The sequence below is a fragment of the uncultured Sneathiella sp. genome, from assembly GCF_963973085.1.
GTDB lineage: Bacteria > Pseudomonadota > Alphaproteobacteria > Sneathiellales > Sneathiellaceae > Sneathiella.
On record NZ_CAXAXA010000002.1, the window covers coordinates 203,209 to 220,437 of the forward strand.

Here is a 17,229-nt window from a genome sequence, read left to right on the forward strand (position 1 = left end):
CAATGGCGGACTTGCAAAACATGACATCCGAAGAAGCGAAGGAAGCTCATAAAACGCTCACCAACACCATCAAGGAACATGACGCCGCCTATTATACGGAAGATGCTCCCGTTATATCCGACGCGGAATATGATGAACTGAGAAAACAGCTTCTTGCTCTGGAGGCTCAATTCCCCGAACTGGTGACAGCCGATAGCCCGTCTCAAAGCCTTGGCGTCGCCCCCGCCAAAGGATTTGGCAAAGTCAGGCACAAGGTGTCCATGTTGTCTCTCGACAACGCCTTCAGTAACGATGAACTTCGTGAGTTCGAAGGGCGTATCCGGCGGTTTCTTGGGCTGGGGCCGACAGAGGAAGTCGCCTTTTTTGCCGAACCGAAGATCGATGGCCTTTCCGCGAGCCTGCGGTATGAGAAAGGCAGGTTTGTTCAGGGAGCCACCCGTGGTGACGGACAAGTCGGCGAAGATATCACGGGGAACCTGCGCGGTGTCACGGACCTCCCTCATGAATTCGCAAATGTGAAAACGTCACCACCGGATTTGTTTGAAGTGCGTGGCGAGGTCTACATGTCGAAGGCGGATTTCCTTGAGTTGAACAAGGTACAAGCGGAGAGCGGCGGCAAGATTTTTGCCAATCCCAGGAATGCGGCGGCAGGCAGTTTGCGGCAACTTGACCATTCAATTACTACCTCGCGTAAACTGCGCTTTTTCGCCTATGCCTGGGGAGAGGCGTCCAGCGTGCCGGGGGAAACTCAGGCGGAAGTGCTGGCGACTTTCAAGGAGTGGGGCTTTTCGGTGAACCCTTTGTCTGAGGTCTGCTCTAATATGGAAGAGGCGATCGATGCGTATCGCAAGATAGAGGAACTTCGGGCGGAGCTCGATTATGATATCGACGGCGTTGTCTTCAAGGTTAACCGTCTTGAGTGGCAATCAAGACTTGGTTTCGTCAGCCGTAGTCCGCGCTGGGCCATCGCGCATAAATTCCCGGCGGAACGGGCGACAACGATCATAGAGGATATTGAGATTCAAGTCGGTCGCACCGGAGCCTTGACTCCCGTTGCCCGACTTCATCCGGTAACCGTTGGCGGCGTCGTCGTTTCCAACGCCACCTTGCATAACGAAGACGAGATAGTCCGGAAGGATGTCCGCAAAGGTGACACGGTGGTTGTCCAGCGCGCCGGCGATGTCATTCCGCAGGTGGTGGAAGTCAATTTTGAGAAGCGTCCCAAGGATAGCGCGCCCTATGAATTCCCGACCCGCTGCCCCATTTGCGGCAGCCATGCGGTTAAGGAGGTCAACGAGACCACGGGTAAAGAGGATGCCATCCGCCGTTGCACAGGTGGATTGATCTGCCGGGCTCAGGCAGTTGAGAGGCTTAAGCACTTTGTCTCCCGCAATGCTCTCGATATTGAAGGGCTTGGGGCAAAGCTGATAGAGGCATTTTATCAGGACGGGTTGGTCCGGAGCCCCGCAGATATCTTTACTCTTGAAAAGAGGGACGCGGAACCGGGTAACCTGCAACGGATCAAGAACCGGGAGGGTTTTGGTGAAAAGGCGACCCGCAACCTTTTTGACGCCATTGATGACAAGCGCGAAGTGCCGCTTGACCGCTTCGTCTATGCGCTCGGTATCCGGCATATCGGGCAGGGGAACGCGAGATTATTGGCCCGGAGTTACCTGAGTTTCGATAAGCTCAGATCCAGCCTGAGCGATACCGGGGATGATGCTGGCGACGCCTATGCCGAGCTTCTCGACATCGACGGGATCGGGGCTGCGGTTGCCGATGCTGTCACCGAGTTTTTCCGCGAGGAACGTAATCAGAAAATGCTGGATGACCTGCTTGCGGAGGTAACGGTAACGGACTTCGATCCGCCGGCGCAGGACAGCGTCGTTGCCGGAAAGACGGTTGTCTTTACCGGAACGCTGGAGCTCATGACCCGTCAGGAAATGAAGGCAAAGGCCGAGGGCCTTGGCGCAAAGGTGAGCGGTTCGATCTCGGCCAAAACGGATTATCTGGTGGCAGGCGCCAACGCGGGATCCAAGCTCAAGAAAGCCAAAGAGCTTGATGTGACTGTTCTGAACGAACAGGAATGGCTTGATTTAATCAGCAACTGATTGCGCTCCCTTCTAAAGGGGCGCCGTCGCCTCCTGCAACCAGGCCTCTACCTTACCTTCGACAAGTGGTGTTAATTTTTCACGCACCTGCAGGTGATAGCTGTTGAGCCACTCCAATTCTGATGGGCTTAGCAGGTTTTTATCAATTAGCGCCTTGTCAATTGGCGCAAAGGTCAGGGTCTCGAACCCGAAGAGTTCCCGTTCTGCCCCATCTGGAGGCGTGACTTCCCTGACGGTCACGAGATTTTCTATCCGTATGCCATAGGCATCCGTTTTATAGTATCCCGGCTCGTTCGAAATAATCATTCCGGGGACGAGAGCCACCGTGCTTGGTGCCTTCGAAATCCGCTGCGGTCCCTCATGAACGGAAAGATAGCTGCCCACGCCATGCCCTGTACCATGGTCATAATCAAGGCCAGCTGCCCAGAGCGGCGCGCGCGCAAGCGTGTCAAGCTGGCTCCCCGTCGTGCCTTTCGGAAAAAGTGCGGTGGCAATGGCGATATGCCCTTTTAGGACCAGTGTAAACCGATGCTGCATCTCCGGGTTCGGCGTTCCGATGGCGACAGTACGGGTGATATCGGTGGTGCCGTCCAGATATTGCGCGCCGCTATCAACAAGATAAAGAGAGCCCGGTGTTAGCGGTTGGCTGGTGGCTTTGCTGGCGCGATAGTGGACAATCGCGCCGTTGGAACCGGCTCCTGAAATTGTATTAAAACTGAGATCACGGAAATTCTGGCCGGTTTCGCGAAAAGACCTGAGCTTTGATTCCGCTTTCAGTTCATCCACATTTCCGCTCATGGCGTTGTCGGATAGCCAATGCAGGAACTTTGCGACCGCCGCGCCGTCACGAATATGCGCCTGACGGGTACCATTGATTTCAGTCTCGTTCTTGATTGCTTTGGGCAACAAGCAAGGGTCCGCGGCGCGAACGATGATAGCATCGGCGCCGGTCAGTTGATCGACAATATACTGACTGGTGACCGTTGGGTCGATCTGCACATGTTTTCCGCTAAGGCGAGCCAATGCCAGTTCAAATTCTGCTGGTGATTTCACACGCACCATATTGCCAAGATGCTCCCGCATGTTCGGGGCGAACTTTATCTCATCCATAAAAAGATCGACCGTCGCATCTTGATAGGTAATCGCAAATCCAAGGGCGAAAGGCGTACAGGGTAAATCGGCGCCGCGAATATTCAAAAGCCAGGCGACGACGTCGGGCAGAGTATGGACGACGGCATCAACGTTCCTTTCCGCCATTCCGACAGCAATGCGGTTACGTTTGCTTGCGGACTCCTCGCCGGCGAATTGCTTTTCATGCGGCACCACCAGGGCAAGGGGTTTTGGGGGACGGTCATCCCATACCTTGTCGACAGGATTTTCCGGAACGGATTTAAGATTGATCCCAGTATCCGTCACAAGTTTTTTCAAGGATGCCGTACTGTTTTCAGTATGCAGCCATGGATCGATTGCGAGCGTTTCCCCGGCTTTCATGTTCTCGGACAACCAGGCGCTCATCGGTTCCTCGCTGACATGGAGGGGAGTGAAAAGCGTTGTATCCACTTCATTGCGAACCTGAAGCGTGTAGCGGCCATCAACAAAGATCGCGGCCCGGTCTTTCAGGACGGCGGCGACCCCAGCAGATCCCGTGAAACCTGTCAGCCATTTCAGCCGTTCGGCGGCAATTGGGGCGGCCTCACCGTGGAACTCGTCATTGAGAGGCACAATGAAGCCATCAATTTTCTCCCGTGCCATTTCCGCCCGCAATTTTTTCAGGCGGTCTTTTGATGCCGCCGGATTGAGGACCATCGCGTTCATTTCCTCGCGCATATTATCCCTCACTGTTTGTAATTTCTTTAATTCCGTATTTGAAAGATTTGAAAAAAGCTGGTGAAGGAGCGCATCCTCATCGGCCCGCCGTGGTGCGGCTGCGACGGCCCGCAGCAGGTGAATTGTTTCACTATTGTCGGAGCCAGATGTTAGTCCGGCGACGATCTGGTTTAACTCAGCGATTTCCATCGATACTTCCTGAAGTCTGGCGTGTCCCCTCAAAATCAGGGGTTTTGCCGTGGGATATGGCGCTTTTTCGCATAAGTACAACGTGAGCTATGCAATTTATGCAATGCACCGTTACGATCTTAGCGGGCAAAAGTGTGATGTAAGTCATTGTTATTTAATGAATGCAGTGCAATATATTCCTCATCAGAGACGTAGGTAAGGAAAGTCAAATGTACGCAGAAATCGAGAAAGCTGGCAACGCACAGAATTTGCATTATGGGCCCGTTACCGGGACATCGCTTAATACTGTATCGCGAATTCGGCATTTCAGAATTTCGGCGCTCTTGCAGTCTATGCGAAAACATATGCGCCTTGCCAAGGAAAAAACAGATGTCGTCGTTGACCTGACACGAGGTCCGCTCAGCATCGCAGTGAATGATGGTGTTGGATTTGCAAGATGGGCCGCGAACGAGAATTGTCCAGATCCGACGACGAAGAGTTTCACCCAGTGATAACCGTCCGTGCGGGCGATAAAGAATTTTGATGGAGTAGTAAGATGATTAGCTATGGCAAGAAAGAAATGGAAGCATTGGCTTTGATAGAGCCGATTAACGCAAACAATATCGCTATCGATACAGAGAAATATGTCAGGAAAGCGCATGAACTGAGAAGCGAATTCCTGGCCGATACTCTTCAGAAAATGTATCGGGGTACGGTCGGCAAGTATAGGCAACACCGGAAATTAGAGGCGGCTAAGAATGCTTTATATGCGATGTCTGATCGCGAATTGAATGACATTGGTATTACCCGGTCAGAAATTGACCAAGCTGTTGAGGGAAAAAGAGAAATGGAAGCAACGAAGAAAACGGGTTTCTGGCAGAACCTGATGAACAAGTTTGTTGAGGCCCAGAAAGCACGTGCTGCCTATGTCCATTTGATGGCAATGGATTCACGTCAGCTGGCCGACATTGGCCTGACGCGTGGTGAAATTGAAGTTGCCGTCAACGGTAACAAGAAGGACCGTGCCAACGACAATCTGGCGCAGCCAATCAATACGAACGATCACCGTAAAGCGGTTTGATCGTCAGCGGCCGATCCGCCTTTGCCTCCCCCAATGTGAGGCGGATCGGCCGACATACTCTTTAGCCGAAATTCTATCGGCCAAGTACCAAGGCACTCCAACTACCGATATTGTAACCTCGCTTCAGCCTCAGGCCTTGCTGTAAATACGCGCGGCTTACCATTATTTCCTGCGTTTTCAGTAGTCCGGAAAGCACCAATACGCCCCTTGCAGAAAGCGCATTGCTGATATTCGGTGCCATTTTCACCAAGGGCCATGCAAGTATATTGGCAACGATCAGGTCATATGGTGCTGACTTCTGTAATGTCCGGCTCTGCATACCGGCGGCTTGCACCGCGGTAATGAACGGCGCCAGATGGTTTTTTCTCGCGTTGTCGCGTGTTACTGATACCGCTGCGAGATCAATATCGCTGGCGAGAACCGGCTTGCCCCAGGCCTTCGCAATAGCGAGGGCAAGAACACCTGAGCCGCAACCGAGATCCAGCGCATTAGTGAATTTCCTGCTTTTGCGTAAATCATGCAGGGCCAGCAGGCATCCGTAGGTCGTTTCGTGAAGTCCCGTGCCGAATGCGCGGCCCGCATCGATCACGAGGTCATGGCGGGAAACGGCAGGATGCGGCGTGTCGTGGGAGCCATGGATATAGAACCGGCCCGCATCAACTGGCGGCAGCATCTTCTGGCTCTCGCTGACCCAGTCTTTTTGTATAAGTGGTGTAAGTTCGAATGAAAGGTCAGAGGGTAGCTGAACAAGCAGATAGGCTTCCGGTTCGCCGGCAAAAAGTATATCCAGACGCCAAAGAGAGCCATCGCTGACGGCTTCTTCCATCGAAACGGTGAGCGCCTCCTCTTCAAAAATATCTGAAATTGCGTCAGTTTGTTCAAAGGGCAAGGTAACTGTAAGCTGCCAAAAGTCAGGATCAGGTGCTTTGGACAAAATTTTCCATCACTTTCTTGACTCCCGCCTTTTCAAAAGCGATCTCCAGCTTCGGGCCATCTACGCGTATAATTTTCCCATAGCCGAACTTCTGATGGAAAATACGACTGCCCACAGAAAACTTTCCGTCACCGGAAGAGCCGACAACCGGCTTGGCGCTGTTATCGACAAGCCTTTGGTTGGCGCTCGCCCGTTTTTCCAGAATTTCAGTTAAATGCGAACTATCTGGGTTCCGCCAGCTGGTATGGGAAAATCCTTCGCTTTTGCGCGTAGTGCTATAAATTCCCTGATTGGAATGATCACTAATGTGATCAGGCGGAAGTTCATCCACAAAACGGCTGGGGATCGAGGATTGCCACTGCCCATGGATCCTGCGGTTGCTGACATGGCTGATATAGCAGCGTTCCTTCGCGCGCGTGATCCCGACATAGGCCAGACGCCGTTCTTCCTCCAGTGCTTTCAGGCCGTTTTCATCAAGCGCTCGCTGATGCGGGAACAGGCCTTCCTCCCAGCCGGGAAGGAACACAACGTCATATTCAAGCCCCTTGGCGGCATGCAGGGTCATCAGGCTGACCATTTCGCTCGTATTGTCCGCATTGTTTTCCATCACCAGCGAGACATGCTCAAGAAACTGCGCAAGGCTTTCATACTCTGCAATTGCAGGGATGAGCTCTTTCAGGTTTTCGCGTTTACCTTCGGCTTCCGGTGATTTGTCCTGCCGCCACATGTCGAAATATCCGCTTTCCTCCATAACCGCCTCGACCAGTTCGTCGGGCGGGATCAGGTCTTTCTGTGCGCGCCAGTCATCAAAACAATCCATCAGATCTTTCAGGGCCGCTTGGGGCTTCCCTTTGAAGATATTTTTCTCGACCGCAATCCTGGCGGCGCGGGCCAGGGACAGATTTTCCGCACGAGCAAGAACGCGCAATTTTTCCAGCGCTTTGTCGCCCAAGCCGCGTTTGGGGAGATTATAAATCCGCTCAAAGGCGAGATCATCATCCGGTTGATTTATCACGCGTAAATAGGCCAGCACATCGCGAATTTCCCGGCGTTCATAAAACCGCAGACCTCCGATGACGCGATATTTTATCCCCATGCTCAGAAAACATTCTTCAAAATCACGGGTCTGGAAACTGGCCCGAACCAGAATGGCAATCTGTTGAAGGCTTGTGCCCTTGCGCTCCAGATTCTCGATTTCATCGGCGATCCAGCGTGCCTCGTTCTGTCCGTCCCAGAGACCGTTCAGGGTGACCTTGTCTCCGTCATTCCCTTCGGTGAAAAGGGTCTTGCCAAGACGGCCCTCATTATGGGCGATTAGTCCTGACGCCGCACCCAGAATATGGGAAGTGGAGCGATAGTTCCTCTCCAGCCGGATAACCTTCGCGCCCGGGAAGTCATCCTCGAATTTAAGGATGTTGCCAACCTCGGCCCCGCGCCAGCCATAAATCGACTGATCATCATCGCCAACGCAGCAGATATTTCTGTGCCTTTGTGCCAGCAATCGCAGCAGAAGATACTGTGCGACGTTTGTATCCTGATATTCATCCACGAGGATATATTTGAACCGGTTCTGGTAAATGTTGAGAATATCCGGGTTTTTCTGAAACAGCGTCAGCACATGTAGCAGCAGGTCGCCAAAGTCGCAGGCATTCTGTGCTGCCAGCCGTTCCTGATAGAGGGCATAAAGCGCGGCGGCCTTCCCATGGGCGAATTCGGAGCTCTCCGGACCCTGAACCTGATCCGCCCGAAGTCCTTTGTCTTTCCAGCGGTCTATGACGGCGGCGAGGCCGCGGGGCGGCCATTTCTTCTGATCAACGCCTTGATCGGTCATGATCTGTTTCAGCAGGCGAAGCTGGTCATCCGTATCAAGAATATTGAAATTTCGTTCAAGGCCGATCAGTTCCGCATGACGGCGAAGAAGCCAGACGCCAATGGCATGAAAGGTGCCGAGTTTGATCTCTATTGCTTGCGGGCCGACAATATTTGCCGTCCGCTCCTGCATCTCGTTTGCGGCCTTGTTTGTGAAGGTAACGGCGAGAATCTCCCAGGGGCGAACGTCTCGGCAGTTGAGAATATGGGCGAGGCGGGATATCAGCACCCGGGTTTTGCCGGTGCCAGCTCCGGCAAGCACCAGAACCGGGCCGTCCAGCGCCTCAACGGCCGCCTTCTGGCCGCTGTTCAAACCGTCGAGATACTTAAAATTGCCGTCTTCAGGGCGTGCCCCTGCGTCCTCGAAACTGCCGATGTCAAATCTGTCTTCCATGGGTCAAGATATAGACCAAGCGCAGACGGGAGGCTACCGCGGATCGTCGAATTTACCGGAAAACTTTATCGCGCGCGTCGTCCTGTGCAGAGAGCAGGGCCGCGTTATAGGCATGAAGCAAGTCTTTATGATGAAGGATGCCAATCAGGCGCCTCTCAGCTGCCCTGTTAATGACCGGAATATGGTCAATCCCGGCTTTTTCTATAATCTCAACGGCGGATTTCAGGCTGGTGTCGGGGAAAAGGACGGGGCTGTTCTCATGAACAAGATCGAGTGCGGTTAAGTTTTCTCTTGGCTCATCCCCGAAAAGGCCGGTCTTGATATCACTGTAATCTATACGACCGATAAATTCATGGGTTTCCGGCTCGACCACGACGAATTTGTCATGGTTTGTATTGCTGATGATCTTGCGAAGCTCCTGCATCGTCGTCTGTTTGGGGACTTCAATGAATTCCCGATCCATGATGCCGCGCACCTGGCGGAAGCTGAGCGCTCGTAATGCGCGGCTTTCATTGACGTCAACATTGCGATTCAAAAGCTGGGTTTGCCAGATGCTGCGACCGAATAGATGCTTGGTAATCAGAGTTGCTACGGAGACGGCGACCATGACTGCGATGGAAATCTTGTAGTCACCTGTCAGTTCGAAGACGATCAGGATTGTGGAAATCGGCGCACCGAGGACGGACGCCGCTACCGCGGACATCCCGATGATGGCGTAGAGGCCGTGACTCGCCGCCATTTGAGGAAATGCCGTCGCTGCGATCAGGCCAAACGCGCCGCCTGTCATGGCACCGATGAAAAGAGCGGGCGAGAAAAAGCCGCCACCAAAACGGGAGCCGAACGTGATACCCACGGCAATCGTCTTGACCACAATCAGCGTTAACAGTAGCAAAAGCGGGTAATTCCCTTTAAGGGCATTGTCCGTCGCTTCGTAACCGACGCCGATGATATGAGGGAAGAAGACGGCGATGCCGCCAAGAACCAGTCCGCCTGCGGCAGGGCGCAATACCTCCGGAATATGAAATCTGTCTATGGTCTTTTCCGAAAACTTGATGCTCCAGATGAAAATCAGGGAGACAAGCGCCGCGACAGCCCCCAACAGTGCAATTGCCGGAAACTCCCAAAGTGTCACGATCTCATATCGGGGAATAATAAAGGCCGGAAAATCACCGATATAGATCCGGCTGATGACGGTTCCAATAACAGAAGCAATCACGATAGGCGCAAAGGCCTGCGTCGCAAGTGATCCGACCACCACCTCGAGAGCGAAGAACATCCCGGCAATGGGCGCGTTAAAAGAGGCCGCTACGCCGGATGAGACACCGCAGGCAATCAAGGTCAGATAATATTTGGAGGGAAGGCGCATGCGCTGGCCGAGCTGGCTTGCAATCAGGGCGCAAAAATGAACGACTGGTCCCTCGCGACCGCTTGAGCCACCGCCGCCCAGTGTAAGGGCACTAACAAACAGGGCACCCAGTCCCGGAATGAGCTTCATCTTGCCGCGATTTACAATCACGGCTTCTATGACATCGGCGACCCCTTGCGCGCGTTGCCCTGGCAGGATGAATTTCCAGAAAAGCCCGATGATCAGTCCGGCAATTACTGGCACACCCATAATATGCCACCATGGAAGGTCCGCTACCTGTGAAACAACATCGTGGCTGTTGAAGCCATAAAACAGATGTTGTATTTCCGCAATTGCGATACGAAATCCAACTGCGCCATATCCGGCGAGCAGACCAATGGCAATGGCGCAGACTATCAGTTTAACCGGCGTGCTACTTGTCGCGGTGCGGATCGGGCTAAGAATTTTTTCCCCGGTGCGGGAATTTTCAGAGACGGCCATAGGCAGTCATTCATCCAGTCCATTTATTTTTATTGGGCAAATTATTTGCCTGAACACCAGATGTATCGCGAATGTTTTAAAGTTTCAATAATTTCAAGGCTTTTTATCGCTAACGGCCTAAATATTCCCGAGCCCAGCCGAGAGTCTCTGTCGTTCCTGCCGAAGGTGTGTACTCACATCCAATCCAGCCATCATAGCCTTCGGATTCCAGAAAATCGAAAATATAGGGATAATTAATCTCGCCGTTGTTTGGTTCGGACCGGTTGGGCGGATTGGCAATCTGGATATGGCGGATGAGCGGGGCAAATTTCGTGAATTGTCTGATAATGTCGCCATCGGTTTTCTGCACATGATATATATCAAATTGAAGGCGTATTGCTGGATGGTTGATTTCTTCAATGAGCGCCGCCGCCATGCTCACGCTTTCAAGGAAATATCCTGGCATATCCTTGTTGTTGATAGGCTCGATCAGAATGATGATGCCGGCCGCTTCTGCAGCGGTGGCGGCGATGCGTAAATTATGTCGGTAGACTGCAAGTTGCGTGTCATGGGTTATGGTATTGTCACGTATCCCGGCCATGACATGCAGCCGCTTGCAGCCGAGTGCATTCGCATAGTCGATAGCTTGATTGACCGTCGCCTGAAACTCTGCTTCCCGCCCGGTCAGGCTCGCAAGACCGCGTTCCCCCTTTGCAAAATCGCCGGCCCGGACATTGAACAAGACCTGTTCAAGATTATTCCGCTCAAGGTGGTTTCTTATTTCCGCCGGATCGAAATCATAAGGAAACAGGTACTCAACTCCCTGAAAGCCATCACGGGCAGCGGCCGCGAAACGATCCAGGAAGGGCAGCTCCTGATAGAGAAAGCTCAAGTTGGCGGCAAATTTGAGGGCCATGGATTTAGGTCCCGTTCCGGGTTTCTTCGACAATCGGTTTAGCGAAAGAAGGAGCTTGATCCCAGGGGAACAGTATCCATGTGTCCTGACTGACTTCCGTGATAAAGGTATCGACTTGGTCCAGACCTTTGGGCTTCGCATAAATTGTCGCAAAATGGGCCTTGGGAACCATTTTTCTGACGTGCCGCGCGGTAATTCCGCTATCAACCAGATCGTCCACGATCACCCAGCCGTCGCCCTCATCCGGCAGTTCCAGACCCTTTATCAAATTCACTTCGCCAACGGATTTATCATCGCGGTAGGCCGCTATGCAGACGGTATCGATATGACGGATATCGAGCTCTCGCGCGACAATGGCGGCGGGGACCATGCCGCCCCGGGTGACGGCGATGACGCCTTTGAATGGAGCCTTTTCCATTAATCGCCAGGCAAGCGCCCTTCCATTGCGATGGAGTTCCTCCCAGGATACCGGAAAATATTTGACATAGCCCGCACCGATTGACATCTCATCCCCCTTTTTTGTGTCAATTGTTTTAAACCGGCTTTAAAAAGAATAAAAGCTTCGATTTCCGTATCATTGACGTCCGTGACTTTTAACTACGGTGAACTTAGGGTAGGCTTCTTCATGGCATCAAAAACCCCGACCACGGCCCAACTCAAATATCTTCGGCTTGGACGATTTCAGCCAGGGGGCAAGCTGCCGATTTTTGATCCAAACGGACAACAGATCAACAAAACGGTGATAAGAAGCTGCCTTAAAAAGGGGTGGGTGAAAACCTGGTTCGAGAACCCGATCAAGCCTGACTGGCTCGTCTGCAAGCTGACAGAGGAGGGGCTTCGGGTCATTGACAAGCATACAGATCGACATTGATTGCAGAGATACATTTTGTGATCGTGTTCGCATATGTCCTGATTTCTGCTGTAAGGCACTTTTGAAATTCTTCCAATAGTGGCAAGCTTGCCCCATCCGATAATCTACAGGTGAGGCAAGATCATGACAGGGACCTTGGGCGAACTTATTGTTGCGGCGCTGGCCTTTCTTTTAATTCATATTATTCCGTCCAGCGTTCTGCGCGTGCGGTTGGTGTCGAAGATTGGCGAAAAAGGCTATATCGTCGGCTTTAGCTTTCTCTCTCTCGTCATTATTATTTGGCTGGTTACTGCCTATCGCGACGCACCGGTCGGAGATATGCTGTGGAATGCTGGAAATACAGGGCGTTACCTCGGTATCCTGTTGATGCTGATCGCGTCAATCCTGTTTGTCGGCGGCATTACGAGCCCGAATCCAACAGCTGTTGGCGCAGGCAAGCTGATTGAACGCGAAAGCGCTTATGAAGGTTTCAACGCAATTACTCGCCATCCATTGATGTGGAGTTTTGCCTTGTGGTCAATTACTCACGTTGTCAATAACGGCAATGTTTCGGCTGTTATCTTTTTCGGCACGTTTGGAGTGCTTGCCTTGGCGGGGACCGCGCTCATCGATGCGAAGAAGGCGCGGCAGCTAGAGGAAAGCTGGGCTGGTTATAAGGCGCGAACTTCCAACATTCCGTTTGCGGCGATCCTGCAGGACCGCGCGACACTCTCAATCAAACCGCTCTGGTGGCGGATATTGCTCGGCATTGTTCTTTATGCTGTACTTTTCCACTTTCACAACTTTGTTTTTGGCGTTTCGCCCGCACCCAATTAATGGATTGGACATCTAACTCAATAGATGACGCAGGTCGTATTCCCGCTGGCATAGACTTTGCCGTCTTCCCCGACCAGACGCCCTTCCGCAGTCGCGATTTTTCGGCCCTTGTGCACGACTTCCGCCGTTACGGTCACCTTGCCCATCCCTGGGAACATGGCTCTCAAATATTTAATGTTGAGATCGACGGTTGTATATCTCTCCCCCGGCTCCAGCACAGTATGGATGGAACATCCCAATGCGGAATCGAGCAGTGTTGCGGCGTAACCACCATGTACGGTGCCGAGCGGGTTCAAATGCTTTTCACTTGGGATGCCCGTGAAGACAGCTTTGCCAAAACTAATTTCGAAAAGATCGAACTCTAGGGTCTGCGCGATCGGAGGTGGGGTTCCGCCATCGATAAAGGCCTGCATCTGTTGAAGCCCCGTCATCTCCTTGCGGGATTCTTCCAGTTCTTTTTTCCTGCTCAGTGCATTCATCGTCTGGTTCCTTGTCTTGAGAGGGCTATATTGGGCAAGATAAGAATTTTTATTAAAACGAAAATATGCTAATTTTGAATATACTCTATTCAAATATGAATGATTATGTCCTGGGATTTATATCGATATTTTCTGGCAGTCGCCGAAACGGGGAGCCTTTCCGCAGCTGCACGGCAGCTGTCTGTCTCTCAGCCTACCGTTGGCAGGCAGATTGCCGAGCTTGAGAAACGGGTTGAAACGCGCCTGTTCGAGAGAGCTTCCCATGGTTACCTTTTGACGTCGGCGGGACAGCAGATTCGCGCCAGGATAGAAAGAGTGTCGGCGGATCTTGTTGGCGCAGAACAACAGATACGCGGTATGGACAAATCGCTTTCTGGCTTGATAAGGGTCTCCGCCACGGAAGGATTTGGAAGCTACTGGCTGACCCCGAAACTGAGCGAGTTTCAGGAACGCCATCCGAATATCCGGTTTGAACTGATGCTCAATATTTCTGTTGTTGATCTGCGCAGGCGTGAAGCGGATATCGCCCTTCGTCTTGCTAATCCGCGGGTTTCAGACCTTGTGGGCCGAAAGGTCGGGCAGGCCGGATTTGGCCTGTATGGCGCCAAAGCCTATTTTGAGAAGAAGGGGATGCCAAAGACCATGGCCGATCTCATCCATCATGATTTTGTTGGCTGGCAGTCGGGGCCAGGTGATTTTGTTCTAAGTTCTGCTCTTGAGCAACTTGCAACTCCTGCTCAGATAAAATTTCGATGCAATACCGTCGCCGCGCAAATCGCGGCGGTGTCCCATGGAATCGGGTTGTTTCTGGTCCCCCATTATCTCGTGCCGCGCGATGGTCGTTTTATAAGACTGTTCCCTCAGGAAATCGGCCAGAAAATCGATATATGGCTGCTTACCCATCGCGATCTTGTCAAGGCGCAGCGTATGCGCGCGCTGCTCGATTTTCTATATGATAAATTTCAGAGTGATCGAAAGATGTTTCTGGGCGAGGGCTGAGAATTTCTATTCGGCAAAATAGGAAACAGTCAGGAAGATACCGGCGCTGAGCAGGGCCGCCGAAGGCACAGTAATCACCCAGGCCGCCACGATGGTCATTAACTGGGAGCGTCGAACCAGCTTTTTGGGACGGTTTTCGGATTGATCCAGTTCTGTCGCGGGTAAGTTGCTGTCTGGATGAATTTTCTCATCTCGTAAACTTTCCCGTAATTTTCGTGCGCGTCGCTCCGTATCCCATTCACGAAAAAAACCGACACCAAAAACGGCGCCGACAGCAATATGGGTTGAACTCACAGGCAGGCCGAGAGCTGAGGCGATCAACACGGTAATACCTGCCGAAAGGGCAACGCAATATGCCCGCATCGGATTCATTTTGGTGATTTGCTCACCAACAGTTCTGATCAGTTTGGGTCCGAACAGGAAGAGACCCGCGCTTAAACCTGCCGCCCCAATCAACATGACCCAGAGCGGAATGCCGACCTTGGCATCGATTGCGCCAGAGGTGGAAGTTTCCACGATTGCGGCAAGCGGGCCGACAGCATTGGCGACGTCATTTGCGCCATGAGCAAAAGATAGAAGCGCGGCGGAACAGATAAGCGGAATGGTAAACAGGGCGCGAACGGATTTATTCCGGTTTTCCATGCCGACGGAGGCGCGGTGAATGACAGGTTTGACGATTGCGTAGGTGCCGGCAAAAAACGCCAGGGAAATGGCGAAGACGGTAACAGCATCAGGTCTCCAGATACGCTTGAGGCCCTTGGTGACAAGATATGCCGAGAAAACGCCCGCCATAATCGCAACAAGTAACGGAACCCAGCGCCGGGAGGCAGACACCTTGTCGTCCTTGTAAATGACATTGTATTTTATGAAAGCGAGGAAAATTGCAGCGATGGCTCCGCCCATGATGGGGGAAATGACCCAGCTCGCGGCGATGGCGCTCATGGTCCCCCAATCAACGATACTGAAGCCCGCTGCGGCAATACCGGCTCCCATCACGCCGCCGACGACAGCATGGGTTGTCGAGACCGGGGCGCCCACCCAGGTTGCAATATTTACCCAGAGCGCCGCAGCAAACAGCGCCGACATCATGGCCCAGATAAATACTTCGCTATTTTGCATCGAGGCGGGATTTATAATGCCCTTTTGAATGGTGTTGACGACATCGCCGCCCGCAAGAATTGCGCCTGCTGCCTCGAATATAGCCGCAATTATTAGCGCGCCGAACATAGTCAGCGCCCGCGAGCCAACTGCCGGCCCGACGTTGTTGGCAACATCGTTGGCACCGATATTAAGCGCCATATATCCGCCGATTATCGCCGCAATGATAATCAGGGTGGAATGCTCCCCTGCGGCGGTGACACTTGCGGAAAAGGCCCAGACAATCAGCAAAAACAGAACCGCCAGAGCGAGCGCCTTGTATCGGGCGCTGCCATGCATCGCCTCGGTACCAATTGTCTCGATACGACCAAGATCTTTATCGAGTGTTTGCTTTACCATATTGTCACCAAGCCTGTTTTAAAGTAGGGGCCTAACTGTCATAAAACTGTCATGATTTCTAGTCCACCCCGCGACAGAATAAAAGGGTGTTTCCGCGCTGGCCGAATATACCGCCCTAATCCTGACTTTTATTTGTCCGCCGGCTTGTGATAGTGTCTTGTAAAACTGCGCCGGATTTTCCCTCAAAGGACAAAAAGATGAAAATACTTCCTGAACTGAAAGAGCTGCATAACGAGATGACCGAATGGCGTCATCGTATCCACAAGCACCCTGAAACGGCGTTCGAGGAGTATGAAACATCTGATTTCGTCGCAGAGAAACTGGAAAGCTTTGGAATTGAGGTGCATCGCGGCTTGGCCAAAACGGGTGTCGTCGGGACGCTGACGAATGGCAGTGGCAACCGGGCGATCGGACTTCGGGCGGATATGGATGCCCTCGATCTTCAGGAACTTAACAAGTTTGAGCATCGGTCACAGATTGACGGTAAAATGCATGGATGTGGCCATGATGGCCATACGGTAATGCTGCTGGGCGCGGCTAAGCATCTGGCGGAGACAAAAAACTTTGATGGAACGGTCCGGTTTATCTTTCAGCCAGCAGAGGAAAATGTGGCTGGCGGGCGGGTTATGATCAGTGATGGTCTGTTTGAAAAGTTCCCTGTCGACAGTGTTTATGGAATGCATAATATGCCCGGACATGACACAGGAACATTTGCCGTGCGCAAGGGGCCCATCATGGCATCTGCGGATTTCTTCGAGGCGCGGGTTATCGGTGTCGGCGGGCATGGCGCTTTTCCGCACCAGACAACAGATCCTGTTATCATTTCCGCAGAAATTATTCAGGCATGGCAGAGTATTGTCAGTCGCAATGTTGACCCGCTTCAGTCGGCAGTCGTGACAGTCGCCCAAATTCATGGCGGCCACACGGGTAATGTTATCCCGGAGGAAGTGGTCATGAGCGGGACGACACGGGCATTCGACCCGGATGTCCAGGATATGATCGAGAACCGGATGCGGCAGCTCGCTGTCGGCATTGCGGAAGCACATGGCGCAAAAGTCGAATTTAAGTATGACCGGCGTTACGCCCCGACGATCAACACTGCGGACGAGACGGATTTGGCTATCGCGGCAGCGGCTGAACTGGTGGGCGACGCAAATGTGAACAAGGACGTTACTCCGGTGATGGGAGCAGAGGATTTCTCATGGATGCTGCGGGAGCGTCCGGGCTGTTATATCATGATCGCCAATGGTGCTGGTGAGGGAAGCTGTCATATCCACAACCCGAATTATGATTTCAATGACGAAATACTGCCGCTTGGGGCGAATTACTGGGTGCAATTGACCGAGCAGATTCTGACTCAGGAAGCAAATTAGAGGCATTCTTAAGTCACTTTTGGGCCAGATTGGACCAGATTTTCGTGATCTAGGTTACAAAATGGCTAT

Annotated in this window: 15 protein-coding genes; 7 read left to right on the forward strand and 8 right to left on the reverse strand. The window is 52.5% G+C overall.

What is annotated here, in order from left to right; translation table 11 throughout:
* Positions 1-2 precede the first annotated feature (2 nt).
* On the forward strand, positions 3-2,111 hold the full coding sequence (gene ligA / locus AACZ19_RS05090; protein ID WP_339631769.1) for an NAD-dependent DNA ligase LigA: 2,109 nt from the start codon (positions 3-5) through the stop codon (positions 2,109-2,111).
* Positions 2,112-2,123: 12 nt separating this feature from the next.
* On the opposite strand, the gene AACZ19_RS05095 is transcribed toward ligA, so the two are convergent.
* Positions 2,124-4,127, reverse strand: coding sequence for an aminopeptidase P family protein (locus tag AACZ19_RS05095; RefSeq protein ID WP_339631771.1), 2,004 nt, complete (start codon positions 4,125-4,127; stop codon positions 2,124-2,126).
* A gap of 209 nt (positions 4,128-4,336) precedes the next feature.
* On the opposite strand from AACZ19_RS05095, the gene AACZ19_RS05100 reads away from it, so the two are divergent.
* Both AACZ19_RS05100 and AACZ19_RS05105 read left to right on the forward strand, forming a co-directional pair.
* Positions 4,337-4,618, forward strand: coding sequence for a hypothetical protein (locus AACZ19_RS05100; protein ID WP_339631773.1), 282 nt, complete (start codon positions 4,337-4,339; stop codon positions 4,616-4,618).
* A gap of 44 nt (positions 4,619-4,662) precedes the next feature.
* Positions 4,663-5,187, forward strand: coding sequence for a DUF1127 domain-containing protein (locus AACZ19_RS05105; RefSeq protein WP_339631776.1), 525 nt, complete (start codon positions 4,663-4,665; stop codon positions 5,185-5,187).
* A 73-nt stretch (positions 5,188-5,260) separates the two neighbouring features.
* Here AACZ19_RS05105 and AACZ19_RS05110 read toward each other — a convergent pair whose 3' ends face one another.
* From AACZ19_RS05110 to gpt, 5 genes are all read right to left on the reverse strand, one after another.
* The gene (locus tag AACZ19_RS05110; protein ID WP_339631778.1) at positions 5,261-6,121 is read right to left on the reverse strand and encodes a 50S ribosomal protein L11 methyltransferase; all 861 of its coding nucleotides are present in this window, start codon (positions 6,119-6,121) and stop codon (positions 5,261-5,263) included.
* Positions 6,105-8,384, reverse strand: coding sequence for a UvrD-helicase domain-containing protein (locus AACZ19_RS05115; protein ID WP_339631780.1), 2,280 nt, complete (start codon positions 8,382-8,384; stop codon positions 6,105-6,107). The genes AACZ19_RS05110 and AACZ19_RS05115 overlap by 17 nt, the downstream gene beginning before the upstream one ends.
* Positions 8,385-8,436: 52 nt before the next feature.
* Positions 8,437-10,230, reverse strand: a complete 1,794-nt coding sequence (locus AACZ19_RS05120) for a chloride channel protein (RefSeq protein WP_339631782.1) — start codon at positions 10,228-10,230, stop codon at positions 8,437-8,439.
* Between the two features lie 109 nt (positions 10,231-10,339).
* Positions 10,340-11,125 carry a 2-oxo-tetronate isomerase gene (gene otnI / locus AACZ19_RS05125; protein ID WP_339631784.1) on the reverse strand — a complete coding sequence of 262 codons (786 nt, stop codon included), beginning with the start codon at positions 11,123-11,125 and terminating at the stop codon, positions 10,340-10,342.
* 4 nt (positions 11,126-11,129) lie between these two features.
* Positions 11,130-11,630 (reverse strand): xanthine phosphoribosyltransferase, encoded by a 501-nt coding sequence (gpt, locus tag AACZ19_RS05130; RefSeq protein WP_339631786.1) that lies wholly within the window; start codon positions 11,628-11,630, stop codon positions 11,130-11,132.
* A gap of 120 nt (positions 11,631-11,750) precedes the next feature.
* Here gpt and AACZ19_RS05135 point away from each other — a divergent pair, with 120 nt between their 5' ends.
* Positions 11,751-11,996, forward strand: a complete 246-nt coding sequence (locus tag AACZ19_RS05135; protein WP_339631787.1) for a hypothetical protein — start codon at positions 11,751-11,753, stop codon at positions 11,994-11,996.
* Between the two features lie 123 nt (positions 11,997-12,119).
* Complete coding sequence (locus tag AACZ19_RS05140; RefSeq protein ID WP_339631788.1) at positions 12,120-12,812, forward strand: NnrU family protein; 693 nt, start codon at positions 12,120-12,122, stop codon at positions 12,810-12,812.
* 17 nt (positions 12,813-12,829) lie between these two features.
* Here AACZ19_RS05140 and AACZ19_RS05145 read toward each other — a convergent pair whose 3' ends face one another.
* Positions 12,830-13,291, reverse strand: coding sequence for a PaaI family thioesterase (locus AACZ19_RS05145; RefSeq protein ID WP_339631789.1), 462 nt, complete (start codon positions 13,289-13,291; stop codon positions 12,830-12,832).
* Positions 13,292-13,396: 105 nt separating this feature from the next.
* Here AACZ19_RS05145 and AACZ19_RS05150 point away from each other — a divergent pair, with 105 nt between their 5' ends.
* Positions 13,397-14,290 (forward strand): LysR family transcriptional regulator, encoded by an 894-nt coding sequence (locus tag AACZ19_RS05150; protein WP_339631791.1) that lies wholly within the window; start codon positions 13,397-13,399, stop codon positions 14,288-14,290.
* A 6-nt stretch (positions 14,291-14,296) separates the two neighbouring features.
* Here AACZ19_RS05150 and AACZ19_RS05155 read toward each other — a convergent pair whose 3' ends face one another.
* Complete coding sequence (locus AACZ19_RS05155; RefSeq protein ID WP_339631793.1) at positions 14,297-15,787, reverse strand: inorganic phosphate transporter; 1,491 nt, start codon at positions 15,785-15,787, stop codon at positions 14,297-14,299.
* Between the two features lie 197 nt (positions 15,788-15,984).
* Here AACZ19_RS05155 and AACZ19_RS05160 point away from each other — a divergent pair, with 197 nt between their 5' ends.
* A complete protein-coding gene (locus AACZ19_RS05160) occupies positions 15,985-17,160 on the forward strand; it encodes a M20 aminoacylase family protein (RefSeq protein WP_339631795.1) in 1,176 nt (391 codons plus the stop codon).
* Positions 17,161-17,229 lie beyond the last annotated feature (69 nt).